Origin of the sequence: Legionella quateirensis (genome assembly GCF_001467955.1) — a bacterium.
GTDB lineage: Bacteria > Pseudomonadota > Gammaproteobacteria > Legionellales > Legionellaceae > Legionella > Legionella quateirensis.
On record NZ_LNYR01000031.1, the window covers coordinates 108,143 to 124,871 of the forward strand.

Genomic DNA, 16,729 nt, shown 5'->3' on the forward strand with positions numbered 1-16,729 from the left:
TTAATAAGGTTAATTATGCACGATTTAAACATAGCAGTTATTGGCGCTGGAAAAATGGGGCGAGAGCACATTAAAGCATTTCAGGCAATTCCAGGAGTTAAGGTTACAGGATTATTAAGCAGAACATTTGAAAAAGCGGAAGCTTTGGCTAAAGAATTCAATATTTCTTGTGTTGCTGAATCTATTGATGAACTGTACCAAAAAACAAAGGCTGATTTGGTAGTCGTTGCTGTTCCTGAGCTTGAAGCAAACCAGGTTTCTAAAAAGTGCTTTCAGTATAATTGGGCCGTTTTGCTGGAAAAACCTGCTGGTTATGATCTGAGAGACGCTCACGATATTGCTGAAGCCGCATTAACAACAAGTAAGCCAGTATATGTTGGATTTAACCGACGATTTTACGCAAGCGCAATGACCATTCTTGATGATTTGAATTCTCGAAAGGATGATGGAAGATACATCCATATACAAGATCAACAAAGTTATGCCGAGGCACGCGCATGCAATCACCCAGAGCAAGTAGTACAGAAATTCATGTATGCTAATTCAATTCATACTATTGATTTAATTCGTTATTTTGCTCGTGGTGAAGTCACTAAAGTGGTGCCCGTACTTCCCTGGAAAAAAGAAGATACTCAGATTTTTATTAGTTATGTTGAGTTTGATAGCGGGGATAAAGCATTATATGAATGTATTTGGAAAGGCCCCGGGCCATGGGCTTGCGCTGTCAGTACGCCACATAAACGCTGGACCATGCAACCACTTGAAAAAGCAAGATATCAAAATGCTAACGAACGAGTCGTACATGAAGTTGCTTTGGATGATACGGATCAACAGTATAAAGCCGGTTTTTATAAACAAGCCTTAGAAGTATGTAACGGAGTCCGAGGTTTACCCAATCAAGCTATCACTTTGCAGGACAGTTTAAAGACTATGGAATTAATCCATCAGATGTATGGAGTTTAATTGAAGTAAGAACAGCTTATTGTGCTGGATCTTACAGTCAACCAAAAAGACCGTTAGTAATTTTGGGAGTTTTATTGAGCAGATCATTATTTTTGATTCGAATATACCGCAGCGAATTGAATAATAATGAAACCTGGTTTCAATTCATCGCTAAATATTTTTACATAAGTTTTAGTAGGGCTTTTTGACAATTTCGATTTCGACGTCCCGCGACTTGTTCGCGGGATCCAGTTCGATCCTGATGAAAACATTATGTTTGTTAATGATACTGAATCTCTGGATCCCGCGAACAAGTTACAGGACGTTGGGAATAATTTGATGAATTGTCAACATACCCTAATGATTTTGATAAAAATATGAAATATACTTCATCAAAGTAATTTTGTGCTGATATACAGGTTTATAGCAGGACATTTTCAGTGAATAAAATTCGGCGTTCAGAGCCTTGTTCACGGAGTCCAGTAATAGTTGAATTATTAAGATTAAGCTGGAATATCATTTTTAAAATATAGTGTTCAAATACATAAATGATGCGATTTGTAAAACGCATCGACATACAGTGGATATAGAATTTTTTGGAGAGTCAATGTAATGATTACCTACCCAGGCGAAATTAATTTTGATAAGTACAAATTGGATGCTCAACCTAAAGAAGCATTTTATGGTTTGCCAACGGAAGTATCATTTTGTAGCAAATGCACATACAGCAATCAAAAACCAAATTCTGAGAAAGAATACAAACATACCATTAATGCCAAGAAACCCACAATAAACTTTGATGAACAGGGCGTTTGTTCTGCTTGTAAAGTTGCTGAGAAGAAAAAAACAATCGATTGGGATCAACGAAAAAAACAGCTTAAAGAACTATGTGATAAATACCGCAGTAAGGATGGTCGTTACGATTGTTTGATTCCAGGTTCTGGCGGAAAGGACAGTTTTTATACGGCTTATATTTTAAAATATGAATATGGCATGAATCCATTAACAGTAACATGGGCACCGCATATTTATACTCCATGGGGTTGGAAAAATTTTCAAGCCTGGATTAATGCGGGATTTGATAATTACTTATTTACGCCTAATGGTCAGGTTCATCGGTTGTTGACTCGATTAGCCCTTGAAAAACTGTATCATCCATTTCAACCGTTCATTCTTGGGCAAATGTATTTTCCTCCAAAAATTGCCATGGATTTAAACATTCCACTAGTGTTTTATGGGGAGAACCCTGCTGAATATGGCAATAATGCAAAGGAAGACGATAAAGCAACCAAGGATTTATCGTATTTCACCGCCTCTGACAGTTCCCAGATCTATCTATCAGGTATTTCAGCGCTGGAGTTGAAAGAAGATTTTGGTTTAACTGAAGTAGAGCTTCAGCCTTATATTCCGCCGAATCCAAATAAACTGGCTGAAAAGAATATTGAAGTTCAATATCTAGGCTATTATTTACCCTGGCATCCGCAGGATTGTTATTATTTTGCGGTAAACAATGGTGGTTTCATTCCCTCTCCAGAGCGTACTGCCGGAACGTACAGCAAGTACAGTGGAATTGATGATAAAATTGATGATCTGCATTATTACACTACGTTCATCAAATTTGGTATTGGCCGCGCTACTTATGACAGTTCTCAGGAAATTCGTAATGGTGAACTGGTTCGAGAAGAGGGGGTTGCTCTGGTAAGACGCTTTGATGGTGAATATCCTGATCGTTTTGAAAAAGAAAACTTTGAGTATTTAAGCATCGATGAAGTGAAATTACCTCTGGCTGCGAAACAGTTTGAATGCACCAAAATGGATAGAGAGTATTTTGAACGATTAACAAATCATTTCAGGTCTCCCCATCTCTGGGCTTTTGATCAAGGTCAATGGGTATTAAGACATAAAGTGGTTTAAAAGCTGAAAGGATGTGAGTTGAACCATACATCTAGAGAAATGAAAAAGAACAGCATACTTGCTGTCATCCCTGCGCGTGGCGGTTCCAAAAGACTGCCACGCAAAAATATTCTGAATTTACGGAATATCCCTTTAGTGGTGTATTCCATTAGAGCTGCGCTTGATTGCGATTTGATTAGCGATGTTGTTGTCACTAGCGAAGATCCCGAAATTTGTAGCATCGCTTCAAAAACCGGAGCTTTGATTATTAAGCGCCCTGCGGAGCTAGCTGGCGATACAATTTCCAATGAACACGTAATCAAACATGCGATTGATGTATTCAGCACGGATAACTACTTCCCTGAGTATGTAGTTTTATTGCAACCTACTTCACCGTTAAGAACAGCCCATCATTTAGAACAATGCCTGCGGCAATTTATAAATTCAGGTATGAAAAGCGTGATGAGCGTGTGTAAAGTAGAGCATCATCCTGGAAAATTTATTCGCATCAATCAGAGCCGAGCCGAACCCTATACCAGTTTGGAAGATGTAGAGAAAAGAACTCAGGATTTGGAAGAAGTTTACAGACAAAACGGCGCTATATATGCGCTGAAAACGTCTGATTTTCTTAATGAATTAAAATTTTACCAGTCACCTTGTTTTCCTTATGTTATGAAGGCAGATGACAGTATTGATGTGGATTCCAACCTGGATTTGCAGTTTTGTGAATTTTTACTTTCTATTAATAATATAACCAGGGTTAATGAACATGTCAGCTAACTACGAAAATTTTCAGCACTACATCACTGAAGGATGGTCTAAAAACCCTAAGGAAATTTTTAAATTCTTAGATTTTCATCTGGCTCAGGAACAACGAAGCTCAACAAGTTCATTATTGGATGTAGGATGTGCAACAGGCGAGTTTCTTTATTATTTATCCGGTCGTTATCCTGAATATCGTTATACAGGAATAGATGTTTTTGATGATTTAATAATTCAATGCAAAAATTTACAACCTGAAAAAGAATTTATAAAAGCTTCAATACTGGACATGCCAGAACAATTGAACGGCCAGTTTGATGTCATTACAGTAGTTGGCGTCATGTCCATATTTGATGAGTCAGAGTTATCTTTGTTTTTTAATAATCTGTTCAAAGCGTGTCGTCCCGGAGCTTCCATATATATTCTGTCTCCCTTTAATGAGTTTGGTGTGGATTGTGAGATTAAACATAGAAAACGTATTCAAGGTGTGAAAGGAAATTGGGAAAAAGGATGGAATGTATTCAGCAAAGAAACCATAGCAGAACTCATAGAAAACAAATGCGATCATTGGAGTTTTCATCCTTTTAGAATTGGTTTTGATTTAAAGCCTAAAGAAGATCCAGTCCGAACCTGGACTATAAATACTGAAAATAATGTCAGACAACTGACTAATGGTCTGAAATTATTAGTAGATCATTATTTACTAAAAATATCACTATAATTACGTAAGGATAGTATCGTGGAAAGACAATTTAAACTCGGTCCTTTTGATGTCAGTACCGAAAAGCCACCAATTTTTTTAGCTGAGGTAGGAAGTTATTTCAATGGGGATTATCAACTTGCCAAAAATATGGTTGAGTCGATTATTAAAGCCAGTTCTTTAGTACCTAATCAACCAGTTGTCCTGAAAACAGAGATTCTTAATGATCCTGAAATTTGTCTTCCAAGCTCATTACAGGAAACCTATACCTGTAAAAGCGGGCAAATAAAAAAGGAAAATTATAGGGAACTCATTGAACGTAAATCAATGTCACTGGACAAATACGCGCAGTTATTTGAGATAATCAGGAACGCTTCAATGCCGTTTATTGTATCCGTTTATGATTTTACCGCAGTGGATTTTGCAACAGAACATGGAGCTTGTGCTTTAAAAATCGCCTCAGCGAATATAGTACATATCCCATTAATTCGTTATGCAGCGTCTAAAGGTCTTCCCATGATCATCGATACCGGCAGATCCACTATTGCTGAAGTATTCAATGCTGTAAATACAGCTCGAGTGGCGGGATGTGAAGACATTATTATTCAACACAGTCCGGACGGTCATCCTGCATTACCTGAAGCACATAATCTGCGGTTGTTACAAACTTATTCCAAGGCATTTAATCTGCCTGTAGGTTTATCTGATCATCACAATGGTTTGGAAATGCTTTATATTTCTGTTGCTTTAGGTGCGTCTATTTTGGAAAAGGGGGTTCATGTTTATCCTGATGAATTGGATCAGGACATTTCTCACTCAATGAATCTGGAGGATTTACCTGAAGTATTGCAAAAAGTGTACGATGCTTGGGAGTCTTTAGGAAGTACTGAACGAAATCCACGTAATCAGATTAAGGGTGTTATTGGAAGCTCGCAGCGCCAATGCGTCGTTGCCAAAAGAGACATTCAACTTGGAGAGATTCTTTCTCTGGATAATGTACGGTTTGCTTTTCCCTGTTTAGGTATCCCTGTGCAGCATTGGGATCTTGCAATCGGCAGTTCATTTACGACTCCAATAAAAGCCAATACTCCTGTTCAGTGGTGTGATATTAAAAAAAATGATTCTTAAAAACCCAACCTGGCAGACTCTAAATCCTGGTCTGCCAGCTTTTATTCCGATTGATTCAGTTAAAGCAATGGCTTTGCAATCTAAAGCCAATATCTTTGGGCGAGTTTATCAAGCCAGTTTTGATGGTCAACCTTCCAGCTTTTATTTAATCAAAGCGGAACAAAACCAAATGAACTATTTCATAAAGTGTTTTGATGCAGAACACTCAGAACATTATCATCAGGCAGAACAAATAGCGCTATGGCTACAAAACCAAAACGTAATGGCAAATGCAGCCTTAAATAAACAAACCGATGGGTGCTTTATTTACCCTTTTCTTGATGGTTATCGATTACCTTCTGTAAGCAATACCTTAATAAATTTGGCCAGCTCACTTGCTAAAATGCACGAAGCACTAAGAGCATATCCGTATCAAATGCAAATACAGGACAGGACTGACTATCGAATCAATTTACTTAATGAGATTCGTGAAGGGATCGCAAATGGAAAGCTGAAAATCGGCCCCTTTCCTAACTACGTCAGAACTCTCGCACAGAATGAGACTTTGGATTTTACCCAAGGTGCACATACTCAGGTTTTGCATGGCGATTTACATCCTGGGAATATGATGCAAGTCGACGACACCATTTATTTTTTTGATTTTGAAGACACACTGCACAGCTATTTGCCAGTGGTTTATGAGCTTGCTTTAGTCATGGAACGTTTGATATTTGTACGGCATGATTCAGCAGATGAAATTAAGAAATTGGGACAGGATTTTATAAAATCCTATCGATCCAATGGTGGTCTCTATCAATTCCATGAGACGGATGTCTATGCTCAATCAACTTTGGCACTACGTTCCCTTTGCGTACTGACTTTATGTGAAATTGAGGGGAATCCAATACATGCGGAAGAATGGAATAAATTTCGAAATTTATCAGATCTGGCTTTTAGTACTCAATCTATTTTAAGGGCAATATTACAGGTTTAAACAATATGTCAAGGAAAAAAATTCTGGTATCGTCTAGAGATGTGGGTGCAGCGATAAATATTATTGAAATTGTTAAACTGGCACAACATGACACAAATTTCGAATTATTTTTGTACATACAACCTCCTGCATCAACCTACTTTCAATCGAATAATCTTTCTTTTGAGTTAGTCCCACATATCATTGTAAAGCAATCGGAATATGAGAAGGGACAAGTATTGTTACATTATGCCAGAGACATTCTAGATAAAATTAATCCAGATGTTATCTTATGCGGATTATCCACCCCAGGTGATGCTGGTATTGATGAGGCTTTGATCACTGTTGCAAAAAATAAAATACCCACTGTAGTGATGCAGGATTTCTGGGGTGAGGTAAATGATTTTTTTGGAGTCTGTGCAGATTATTATTTTTGTCTGGATCAAGAAGCGAAGCGATTAACAGAGGAACGAAATCGCTGTGAGGGAATAGTCATTGGATCTCCTCGCCATTCCTGGTACAAAACACTGAATCTTAATCAGCTTAGAAATGAATTAAGGGAAGAAGCTGGGTTAATGGCACATGATCTGGTCATCGGACTGTTTGGTCAGTCTCTTCACCACATACCTGGCTATAAAGAAACTCTTGCTGAATTATTAACTCTTGTATCTGAAGTACAACCTGCGGCAAAAATTGTATATAGACAGCATCCACGTGAGAGTGAAGATAATGCTTTGATTACCAGAAATCTATTAGAGAGATCAGAAGTCTCATTCAGTTTAGTGAATCATAAAAAGGTAGAACATTCGTTAATCATGTGCGATGCAGTCTGTAGCATATTGTCTAATTGTCTATATGATGCCAGTTACTTAAATTTCTTTTCATCCACCCCATTTATTACACCAATAGCATTTTGTTATAAAGAAGATATACTAAAACATTTGAATAACTTTAATATGATTAATGCTTCACCTTATAAAGAAAAAAATATTGCTTGTATGTTCGATTTCAAGAAGCCTGAATTGAAACAATTAGAGTATTTATTTTCAGATCTTGGAAAACAAGAGCACTGGCTAGCAAGTAAAAAACTTGAGAATCCTGATCGAGCAGCTGCTAAAGCTTTAAATACGCTATTCAATCTGGCTGTTTCAATTTACTAATATCGCATTTAAGGAAATCCATGAATATTATTTCCAAAATAGTAAATAGACTATTTAACTCCGAATCTGATTCTAAAACAACAAGACCTATTTTTGTTCATGTAGCTACATTTACAGAGGCACCATTGTTGGCAATTACTGCGAATCAATTAATGAGTAAAAATGAATTTATCATTTTTGTTTTATTGGATAATAATGAGAATTTAAAAGCAAGAATTAAATCATTTATTAAAAATGTTGATGTTCAGTTTATATATTTGAACAGTGATAATGATCAGGATACAGAAATTAAAATAGATGAAGTTCAGTTTAAAAAAATTGAAAATAAATACAGTAAATATGATTTGGATCTTAATACTCTAAGAGCATTATATCTTATTCAACTTCAGGAAATTGCGCGCGCCAAAAAAATCCTAAAACTCCATAAGCCTAAATTATTAATTGTTGCCGAAGACGGTATATCAGCAAATACTCCTTTAATAAAAACAGTACTTTCTGAAAGTATACCCGTATTGGATATACCCTATGGTTATGGGAGTTATCTTGATTTGGAAAATGCTTTGGCACAAAAAAATCAAAATGAAGAATTATATAATTCAAAAAGTGGCGCTGGGTTGGCTGTCAAAGAGTTTTTTCCTCAATGGATAAAGAAAGGAACATTTGAAGGAGCTATTTTATTAAATCCCTATTTTATATTAGCACGTGAAGAACTGGGGATCTCGGTACATAATCCCTGGACAGTACACGGTGGCTCAGCATCCAGGCTCGCGGCTGAAAGTAAGGCTATGTATGCTCATTATCTGAGAGAAGGGATCCCCTCTGAGAAAATTGTACTTACTGGAACACCTTATTGTGATTACATTAGAGCGTCTATTAATAGTAACAAAAGTATTCAGAATCATTCTGCTAATACCCTTGTAGTAAAGGATAAGCAACGATCTATTCTTGTATGTTGGCCACCTAGCTATCATTCTGAGAGAGCACAATTATGTGAGTTTGATAATTATCAAGATTTGACAGCAAGTGTTTTAAATTTTCTGGCTCAACTTAAAAATGTAAAAGTTACTTTAAGCCTACATCCTGCAGTTCAACCAGAATTTAAAGAGTTTGTAGCAGGTTTTAACCTGAATATCAGTGAATCCTATGTTCTTGATGAAATCACTCAACATGACATTTATATCAGTTGTTTTTCCAGCACGATACGTTGGGCTATTGCTCTTGGTAAACCTGTTGTAAATTATGATTTTTATAAATTTGGTATTAATGAATATAAGGATGTACCCTCTGTATTAAATGTTACAGCTCAAAATGATTTTGAAAAATTAGTAAGTCGATTGGTTGAAGATAACCAATTTTATGAAGAGACTTGTTTGAATCAGAAAAAAATCGCCTCCGATTGGGGAATTCTAGATGGATCAAATATCGAGCGAATATATGGATTAATTAATCAGTTGTCAGCTGAACAGGGTGCTGTTGTTTCTTTTTAATTGAAAGTGAGTTAATCAACTTCTTGGAATTCATATAAAATTTTCAAGATTAAAGAGTGTGTGTAACTAACTGGAGGCATTTCGCTTCACATAAGCGTTTGAAGATAATTATCAACAGGTTTTTATATTATAAAAGTTTTTAATTATAAAAATGTAGATCATTGAATCACTTCTCAATAAGACTCTATAAGATAGAATATAAAGGCTTATTGAGAGATAAAAATTTACCAGCAGGTAAACCCACCATCCACTATGATGTTTTGGCCAGTGACATAGGTTGAAGCATCAGATGCTAAAAATAGAAGTGCACCCAATAATTCATCAAACTTACCCATACGTCCTAAAGGAACTTTGCGAGAATAATTATTCACAAAAGTGTTGTTTTGTCCGCTTTCTATTCCGCCAGGGGTCAGTGTATTGACTCTGATATTATGTTTTGCCCAGTAGGTGGCAAGATACTTGGTTAAACTGAGAACCGCGCCTTTAGATGCGGAATAAACGGCAGGGGTATTAATTTCTACTCCCAGGAATTCTGAGCCGGCATAGATACTTTGATCGGGTGCTACAACTCCGTAGATGGAACTTGTTTGTATGATGCTGCCACCTGTATTTTGTTGAATCATTTCCTTACCAACAGCCTGAGCAACTAAAAACATTCCATCCAGGTTAACGGACATGACTTGACGCCATGTTTCCAGCTCATATTCTTCAAATGAAGTAAAAAACTTTTTTAAGTCATTGGTTTTGGTGGCCGCATTATTTAAAAGTACATCAATAGAACCAAATTTATTTTTAACTGTTTGAACCATATGCTCGATATTGGTTTTGTCCGTTACATCGCAGCGTAAAGGAAGCAATTCAGCGGCAGGGTTATCTTCTAATATGGCAAAGCATGCTTGTTCTGCTTTATCGTAGGATACATCAACTACAGCAACGCGAGCTCCGCTCAATGATAATGCTCTGCAGAAACCTTGACCAAGAATCCCCGCACCACCAGTTACAATTGCGGTTTTATTACTGAGACTAAACACAGAGCACTCCTTAAATTAATTAAAAGTAATTGTCTCCATTGGATTAAGCAATTTTGCCCTTCTAATTAAATTCATGTTATTAATAGTTTCATCAGGTGAAATAACGGGCGATTTGTTTTTAACCATATTAATCATCTCGCCTATTGTTCTTTTAAATGCAGAAAAATTATCATATAAATCATAATGAAAATGATTTTTAGTGCCGTAAAACGAAAGATGCAGCGTTTTGCTGACTGAACCTAAACAGGACAGATTAAATCGAATATCGTTTTCTATCTCAATGCTATAGGCTTCAAACGAAGAGGGGAGACGGATTATCGATTTAACCTTTTTGAAGCCCAGACCATTGATAGCATCCAGCAGGTGAATGCCATACTTTTCGAGACTATTTAAAATAACACCCTCAATTAATTTAAGCTCACCTATCTCCGAACTGTTATTTCTTATTGAATCCAGTTCCTTGGCATAACGCATTCCAGATGTACTCATCAAAAGACCATTATTCAGATATTTTTCAAAGTATTTTAACTCATCTTCATCCAGTGTTAATGGCTTATCAACAAAGACAGGCGTTCCGTGTTCCAGGAACGGTTTGGCCATTGGAAAATGACTGTGGTAATCGTCTCTTGCAATAAATACGAGATCAACCTTGCCCAACATATCGGTGTACTGTTCTACAGCGTTAGGTATTTTACTTGCTGCGCATAAACGGTTAGTCAGATTGATGTCCTGAGTCCAGGCATGGCTTACTTCAACATCATGAAAATCAAAGGCATCGCGCGGTTGTTTTTCAAGATAGTCAAGAATGACCTTCCAGCCTGCATTCACAAACTCTTCTGGTTCGTAACCATTAATAATGGCTGAAAATGAGAATGGATGGCCATTTCCTTCGCTGTAACCCAGTATTCCAGCCTTCATTACCAGACTCCCCATCCGCCATCAACACAGATATTTTGACCTGTAATATAGGCTCCGGCATCAGAACATAACAATGCGGCTGCTCCTTTTAATTCATGAGGTGTTCCGATTCGATTTAATGGGTTTTTTCCGCATAAGCGTTGAATAAAATCCGGATTTTCCTTTTGAGTACTTTCAAACGGGAATGGTCCTGGACTAATGGCATTTACGCGAATACCATCTTGCGATAAAAAGCTTGCCAGATACTTTGTTAACTGGATTAAACCAGCCTTAGCTGCTCCATAACTTGGAGGATTTGCAAATCGTTCATTGTCGTATAGGCGATAATCGGGTGCAACATGACCGTACATAGAAGCAATATTAAGAATTGTTCCTTTACGTTTCTTCAATAAGGGATGAAATCGTTTAATCGTTCTGAAAACACCATTTAAACAGACTTCAATATCCTTATTCCAATCTTCATCTGATATGGATTCAAATGTGTTTTTGCGACCAGACCATCCGCAGTTGACCAATATGTCGAGACCTTGTGGTGCCACTTCAGTAACAGAATGTAAACATAAATCTATAGATTCAGGATTGGAAATATCTATCGCTAAAGCAGTGAAGTTGTTGTCTGGAAATTGGTGCTTTATGGTATCAACAAAGCTTTGACATTTATTAATGTCTCGACTCGCAATGATAAGATTTGCTCCAAGTTCAGCTAATGCATAAGATAATTCACTCCCTAACAAACCTGCTCCACCTATCACCAGGGCGGTTTTATTTTTTAAGGAGAAAAGCTCAGATAACCTCGGCGCTGTTTCTGGTTTCGAATAAGACATTTGCAACCACCAAATCTTTTTTAGTATCAATATCAATTACAGAACTTCCATCTAGAATTTCTGCGCCCATTTTTCCAAAAAGCACGTTTGGTCCTTCTTCGGGGAAAGTTTTCAGATTAAAAGCATAAACCACTCCATTTAATTGATATGCTCGGGGTAGTTTTTGTCTGGGTAACCAGGGGATTGCTCCTTTTATAAAGGGCTCGGGTTGACCTTCTTCAATTGACCAGGTTCGATGAGGATTAATTTCAGCTTCATTAAATGTAGCGATTGAATCAAGATTTTCATTAACAAGCCTGTACAGGCATTTCTGAATGATCTCGGCTGTTCTGAAAGGAGATGTTGCTTCCAACAAAACCAGATAATCTGGAAGATTATTTTCAGCAGCCAGTACGGTGCGGCAGTATCTGATCGCATCAGCCACAATTGCTGTATCTGTTGCCAGATAGTCGGGTCTGTTTTGTATGGTAGCTCCATAAGATCGTGCTGATTTGGCAATATCCTGATTATCAGTTGAAACAATGATCTGATCGATTTCTGGAACTTGAGAAGCGGCTTCGATTGGCCATGCAAGCAACGGTTTTTCACCTAAGAGGGCAAGGTTTTTATTAATAATTGATTTGCTTCCACCACGAAGGGGTATAAAGGCAAAAATCCGTTTATTTTTTATCATTATCAATTCATTAATTAAAAGCTATTTCGCCGAATTATAATGCTGGAGGTTATATAAAGCAATAATAAGAACTTTAAATAATAGGGGGTTAGATGAAGCACTCATTATGGCGATTTTGCAATTAGTGATTGATCTTAAAATATTAATTGTTCCATGATTTTAGAGAGTAGTTGACATGTGACCTCACTGCACACATACCATTCCTGAATTCGAACCGTTATCATCTGAGACAGTCCGGAGAATAATGAATTCTCAACTTACCCGATTTAAAATCCCGAAAATTTTTTTCCAGGATTTCTTAACAAGCACAATGCTACCCAAGAGTAGCAAACGACTGATTATTCCTGTTCTGACTACCAGGGTTGTTACACGAGATGAATTCCTTTTAAAAAATTTATTATGATATCGCCACATGCCTCTGGCTTTATATCCAAGTACTTTTAGCGGAATCTGACGAGTACTGAAACTTTTAATATGCATCACGATGATCCTGGGATTAAATATAATTTTCCAGTTTCCAGCCAGGAATCTATAGAACCAATCATAATCCTCGCAATAAAGAAAATAATTATCATCCAATAGCCCGACTTGTTCGATTGCTTCTTTGCGTACGAACATGCAGGAACCAGAAATTAATTCCACTTCAATAGGTTGATTGGGAAGTTGTTTATCGGATAAAAGATAGCCTGAACATTTAGGGTTGTCCGGGAACAGTTTTGCTAATTTGAACATTTGATTAAATACTCGGGATGGGGTGGGGGTTAATCCACGGCATCCAGCTTGCTCTGTTCCATCTGTATTGGTAACCAGACAGCCAACCATGCCAGCATCTGGAAATTCATTCATTGTATTAATCAACTGTTCTATAGTGTTTGTTTCAATAAAACAATCCGGGTTTAGATAAAGAATATATGGGGTGGTTATATCCGCATAAACTGCATTATTTCCTGCTGAAAAACCGCGATTGGCGTTGTTTCTATGAATAGTAACATCTGCATTGGATTTGAAGGCGGTTTCGACCAAATGCAGACTGTTATCGGTGGATGCGTTATCCGATATTATAATTCGTGTTGGAACTGTGCTGGCAAGTACCTGATTGATGCAGTTTACCAGCATTTCGCCTGAGTTATAGTTTACGATGACTACAGTGACTGAATAGTTTACCATGGTAACCCTTTATGGAGGATTTTAAAAATTTGGAAGGCAGTAATAACTCGTGTTTTCTGCACTATTTTGCGTTGTTTCCAAATACGTTGTAGACCTTTTAATGCATCAAATTTGGATTTCAATATGGTAGTGGTTTGTCCTCTTTTTATAAACAGTAAAACCGTGGCAATATTTAATAACAGATGTAGGGGAAAAAAGAGAACAAGCAAGCCTGTTGGCATGTTCTTAAAGTAAGTCCATACCAGATTCCGATGACCGTGATAGGTATAGAAATCGCTGTGTCTTTTGGTGGTTGCAGAGCCGGTATGCTCTGCGATGGAGGTAGGAACATACCCCCCTTTATAACCAGCCAGCCATAATCTAAAGGCTAGATCAATGTCTTCATAGTAGCAAAAATAATGTTCATCAAAGCCTTGAACCTTTATAAACGCATCCCGTCTGTATAGTGCGGCTGCCGCACAGGGAGAGAAAATGTCTTCTACATTTTGAGAAGCTCGATTTAGAGGTTTTCTATGATGATTCCTCCATGCTTTGCCACTGATATGATAGATGTCACCGGTACCATCAAGTAAGTGTGGTTCTCGTTCGCAGATGAGTTTGGAACCCAGGAAGGCATATTGTGGGCATTCTTCTATGGTTGTTACCATCTCTGCTAACCATTCTTTATAAGGATAGGCATCTGGGTTTAACAGGGCAATCCAATTCACTTCTGGATCAAGATATTCAGCTGCCTTATTATTTCCGGCAGCAAAACCAAGATTGGTTGGACTTTTTATGAGCTTTAAAGGCAGGCTCAATTGATGAATTTCTTCGGGTATTTCTTCAGTGCTGGCATTATCAAAAACAATGACTTGGTGAGGTTTATATAATTGAATGGCTAAAGCATGAAGCGCCTTCAAAAGATAGGATGATGAATTGAAATTCACTATAATGACACCGATGATAATTGGCGCCTCAATTTTTTTATCAGATGGGTAATTCATGTTCCTGGGTCCAATGTTGTAAGGCATCAATCATCTTCAGGTATAAATTATTGCTCTCGATAAACCAGCTCATTTTTTCAATTGAGAAATACGTGTTAATAAGTTCCTGGGTTAGAACGTGAGTTACTTTTTTATCATAAATATAGGGTAGAGATATGGATGAGTACGATACGGAAAGTACTTCACAACCCTGTACTAGACTTTCAGCCAGTTCAATTGGTAAATGATAAAAGTCTTTATCAATTATTTGAATCGAATAATGTTCATTCAATGCCGCAATGATTTGTTTGAACAATTCAGGATTATGAGCTGGATGGGGTTTAATGATAATGACACTGTCTTTTTGAGCATGTGTTTTAAGTATCTCTTGATAAAGGGCGATTTCATGTTCCAAAGTGGTTAGTTTAGATTCTGTAAAATTGCTGAACATTAATAAATAACAGGGTTTATCGCTGTTGCTAATAACATCGTGCATGTGGGTTTTAAACTGAGGAATGGTTGCCGCGAGCTCTTCCACACAATGTTTTAAATCCTTCTGATTGATAATAGAAAGTTTACATTGGGTTAAGAAATCTTTTCCAGGATCACAAGGTATGGCTAAAATAGCTTCCTGTGGCATTAATTGATTTGTTTTAGCGGGGTATAAAAATTTTCTTTTAATCCTTGCGAAAATATTATGCACTATTATTTTATTCTTGTTTTTGATGCGGTACATCAGTTGAGTAAAGTAATTTTGTGTGTAGACCAAACCGAGCGCGTCTCCATAACAAATTCTTTTGGCATAAGGAAATGCATGCATCAGAGTCTGGTTCCAAAAATCACTACTGATGTCGTGAGAAAAAAAGAATTCATCAATCGTGTATTTTTTTAATTTGCTGAATAAAAACCGGGATCTAAGCCGCACGGGTAAGTACGTCATCAATTTTGGATATTTGAACAAGGAATAACCATTAATCAGTATGACATTGGTTTCATTGCTCATCAGAGATTGAATATGAGCGCATTTTAATGTGTTAAATGGAATATGCGGTTTAGTTAAAATTACCAGCGGTTTCTCAGCGAACTTCTTATGAATTCGGGCATATTTTAAAGCAGCATAGGCCGGAATCAATTGATTGATGTGGTCTATGCTGATCAAAGAAACGTTGTTCACAGAGTACTCGGGGTGTTGATTTGTTCATACCAGTCAAGCATGCTGACTTGCTCTTCAATACTGGGTAAAAGACTTGGATTATTAATAAACGCTTGTGTTTGTTTATAAAGTCCTGGTTTAAAATCAAAGTCCAGAGCATCGTCCAGAATAACTTCCTCCAGGGCAACACTGCCTAATTTTTGGATTTGCAGCTTTTCCACTGGTTTAAAGTAAAGTCGGTGTTGGCGGGTTAAAAACTCCAAAGCCCAACGACCAGGAGCTTGCCAATTGGCCTGATAGGAAAAAAGCGCGCCTTGTTCTGAAATCCCTGAACCGGCATAAATAGCCGCTCTGGGATGCCAGCTGAGAGCACCAGCTGTATGTGCATTTAATACTCGAGGGGCTCCACCAAGATGAAATGCCAGATCAATGACATGTGATGAGTTGGCTAAAAACCAGTTTTCTTTAACGCCTTCTTCTTTTTCGATATTGGCGATAACATGTCCCCATTCAGTGAATTCAAAATTAAACGACAATAATCCTCCATCCTCGGCAATAATTGACTTGGCTTTTTCTACGGAAGCGTAAAATCTACGATTATAGCCCACCAGAACCTGTGCATTATTGAGCTTGGCGGATTGCGCGACGTTTCGAATGTCTTCAGCATCAATGCCTCCAGGCTTTTCAACCAGGATGGTAGTTATACCTGCATTCATTGTCGCCCGGGCAGCTTCACCCAATCGTTTTTCACCTACTGCAATGATGGCATGTGAAAAAGAGTGTTTATTTGTCGCGAAATACTGTTCGTAACCACCGGAGATTGCTTTAATCCCCGTGGTGTTATGAAAAGTATTGGTGGATTGTTCACTTCTGCCAATCACTGTAAAGGGTATTTGCATGGCTTGCAGTACTTTGCTGTATTCGCATGCCATTGGCCCTGAACCTAAAATTACAACATTGATCATTATTAATTCCTA

At 37.5% G+C, this 16,729-nt stretch carries 16 protein-coding genes; 8 read left to right on the forward strand and 8 right to left on the reverse strand.

Annotation, left to right across the window (positions count from 1 at the left end):
* Positions 1-15 precede the first annotated feature (15 nt).
* The 8 genes from Lqua_RS10120 to Lqua_RS10155 all read left to right on the forward strand — a co-directional run bounded on the left by Lqua_RS10120 (position 16) and on the right by Lqua_RS10155 (position 9,024).
* The gene (locus Lqua_RS10120) at positions 16-963 is read left to right on the forward strand and encodes a Gfo/Idh/MocA family protein (protein WP_202972752.1); all 948 of its coding nucleotides are present in this window, start codon (positions 16-18) and stop codon (positions 961-963) included.
* 591 nt (positions 964-1,554) lie between these two features.
* Entirely contained in the window at positions 1,555-2,856 is a 1,302-nt protein-coding gene (locus Lqua_RS10125) for an N-acetyl sugar amidotransferase (protein ID WP_058474163.1), read from the forward strand.
* Between the two features lie 18 nt (positions 2,857-2,874).
* Positions 2,875-3,615, forward strand: a complete 741-nt coding sequence (locus tag Lqua_RS10130) for an acylneuraminate cytidylyltransferase family protein (protein ID WP_133141025.1) — start codon at positions 2,875-2,877, stop codon at positions 3,613-3,615.
* Positions 3,605-4,318: a class I SAM-dependent methyltransferase gene (locus Lqua_RS10135; RefSeq protein ID WP_238585563.1), complete on the forward strand. Its 714-nt coding sequence runs from the start codon at positions 3,605-3,607 to the stop codon at positions 4,316-4,318. The genes Lqua_RS10130 and Lqua_RS10135 overlap by 11 nt, the downstream gene beginning before the upstream one ends.
* Positions 4,319-4,336: 18 nt before the next feature.
* Positions 4,337-5,425, forward strand: a complete 1,089-nt coding sequence (locus Lqua_RS10140) for an N-acetylneuraminate synthase family protein (protein ID WP_058474166.1) — start codon at positions 4,337-4,339, stop codon at positions 5,423-5,425.
* Complete coding sequence (locus tag Lqua_RS10145) at positions 5,415-6,398, forward strand: phosphotransferase (protein ID WP_058474167.1); 984 nt, start codon at positions 5,415-5,417, stop codon at positions 6,396-6,398. The genes Lqua_RS10140 and Lqua_RS10145 overlap by 11 nt, the downstream gene beginning before the upstream one ends.
* Before the next feature lie 5 nt (positions 6,399-6,403).
* Positions 6,404-7,537 (forward strand): hypothetical protein, encoded by a 1,134-nt coding sequence (locus tag Lqua_RS10150; protein ID WP_058474168.1) that lies wholly within the window; start codon positions 6,404-6,406, stop codon positions 7,535-7,537.
* A 20-nt stretch (positions 7,538-7,557) separates the two neighbouring features.
* A complete protein-coding gene (locus tag Lqua_RS10155) occupies positions 7,558-9,024 on the forward strand; it encodes a glycosyltransferase family protein (protein ID WP_058474169.1) in 1,467 nt (488 codons plus the stop codon).
* A 224-nt stretch (positions 9,025-9,248) separates the two neighbouring features.
* On the opposite strand, the gene Lqua_RS10160 is transcribed toward Lqua_RS10155, so the two are convergent.
* From Lqua_RS10160 to Lqua_RS10195, 8 genes are all read right to left on the reverse strand, one after another.
* Entirely contained in the window at positions 9,249-10,055 is an 807-nt protein-coding gene (locus Lqua_RS10160; protein ID WP_058474170.1) for an SDR family oxidoreductase, read from the reverse strand.
* 15 nt (positions 10,056-10,070) lie between these two features.
* Entirely contained in the window at positions 10,071-10,973 is a 903-nt protein-coding gene (locus tag Lqua_RS10165) for a Gfo/Idh/MocA family oxidoreductase (protein WP_058474171.1), read from the reverse strand.
* Positions 10,973-11,797 carry an SDR family oxidoreductase gene (locus Lqua_RS10170; protein ID WP_058474172.1) on the reverse strand — a complete coding sequence of 275 codons (825 nt, stop codon included), beginning with the start codon at positions 11,795-11,797 and terminating at the stop codon, positions 10,973-10,975. The genes Lqua_RS10165 and Lqua_RS10170 overlap by 1 nt, the downstream gene beginning before the upstream one ends.
* Positions 11,757-12,470, reverse strand: coding sequence for an acylneuraminate cytidylyltransferase family protein (locus Lqua_RS10175; RefSeq protein ID WP_058474173.1), 714 nt, complete (start codon positions 12,468-12,470; stop codon positions 11,757-11,759). The genes Lqua_RS10170 and Lqua_RS10175 overlap by 41 nt, the downstream gene beginning before the upstream one ends.
* 252 nt (positions 12,471-12,722) lie before the next feature.
* On the reverse strand, positions 12,723-13,637 hold the full coding sequence (locus tag Lqua_RS10180; protein ID WP_058474174.1) for a glycosyltransferase family 2 protein: 915 nt from the start codon (positions 13,635-13,637) through the stop codon (positions 12,723-12,725).
* On the reverse strand, positions 13,631-14,620 hold the full coding sequence (locus tag Lqua_RS10185; RefSeq protein ID WP_058474175.1) for a glycosyltransferase family 2 protein: 990 nt from the start codon (positions 14,618-14,620) through the stop codon (positions 13,631-13,633). The genes Lqua_RS10180 and Lqua_RS10185 overlap by 7 nt, the downstream gene beginning before the upstream one ends.
* Complete coding sequence (locus Lqua_RS10190; RefSeq protein ID WP_058474176.1) at positions 14,604-15,773, reverse strand: polysialyltransferase family glycosyltransferase; 1,170 nt, start codon at positions 15,771-15,773, stop codon at positions 14,604-14,606. The genes Lqua_RS10185 and Lqua_RS10190 overlap by 17 nt, the downstream gene beginning before the upstream one ends.
* Positions 15,770-16,717 carry a Gfo/Idh/MocA family oxidoreductase gene (locus tag Lqua_RS10195; protein WP_058474177.1) on the reverse strand — a complete coding sequence of 316 codons (948 nt, stop codon included), beginning with the start codon at positions 16,715-16,717 and terminating at the stop codon, positions 15,770-15,772. The genes Lqua_RS10190 and Lqua_RS10195 overlap by 4 nt, the downstream gene beginning before the upstream one ends.
* Positions 16,718-16,729 lie beyond the last annotated feature (12 nt).

What these genes read in the sequence shown, in the direction of transcription:
- Lqua_RS10120 (WP_202972752.1), top strand. Translation starts at nt 16, where the DNA reads ATGCACGATTTAAACATAGCAGTTATTGGCGCTGGAAAAATGGGGCGA.
- Lqua_RS10125 (WP_058474163.1), top strand. Translation starts at nt 1,555, where the DNA reads ATGATTACCTACCCAGGCGAAATTAATTTTGATAAGTACAAATTGGAT.
- Lqua_RS10135 (WP_238585563.1), top strand. Translation starts at nt 3,605, where the DNA reads ATGTCAGCTAACTACGAAAATTTTCAGCACTACATCACTGAAGGATGG.
- Lqua_RS10145 (WP_058474167.1), top strand. Translation starts at nt 5,415, where the DNA reads ATGATTCTTAAAAACCCAACCTGGCAGACTCTAAATCCTGGTCTGCCA.
- Lqua_RS10150 (WP_058474168.1), top strand. Translation starts at nt 6,404, where the DNA reads ATGTCAAGGAAAAAAATTCTGGTATCGTCTAGAGATGTGGGTGCAGCG.
- Lqua_RS10155 (WP_058474169.1), top strand. Translation starts at nt 7,558, where the DNA reads ATGAATATTATTTCCAAAATAGTAAATAGACTATTTAACTCCGAATCT.
- Lqua_RS10165 (WP_058474171.1), bottom strand. Translation starts at nt 10,973, where the DNA reads ATGAAGGCTGGAATACTGGGTTACAGCGAAGGAAATGGCCATCCATTC.
- Lqua_RS10170 (WP_058474172.1), bottom strand. Translation starts at nt 11,797, where the DNA reads ATGTCTTATTCGAAACCAGAAACAGCGCCGAGGTTATCTGAGCTTTTC.
- Lqua_RS10175 (WP_058474173.1), bottom strand. Translation starts at nt 12,470, where the DNA reads ATGATAAAAAATAAACGGATTTTTGCCTTTATACCCCTTCGTGGTGGA.
- Lqua_RS10180 (WP_058474174.1), bottom strand. Translation starts at nt 13,637, where the DNA reads ATGGTAAACTATTCAGTCACTGTAGTCATCGTAAACTATAACTCAGGC.
- Lqua_RS10185 (WP_058474175.1), bottom strand. Translation starts at nt 14,620, where the DNA reads ATGAATTACCCATCTGATAAAAAAATTGAGGCGCCAATTATCATCGGT.
- Lqua_RS10195 (WP_058474177.1), bottom strand. Translation starts at nt 16,717, where the DNA reads ATGATCAATGTTGTAATTTTAGGTTCAGGGCCAATGGCATGCGAATAC.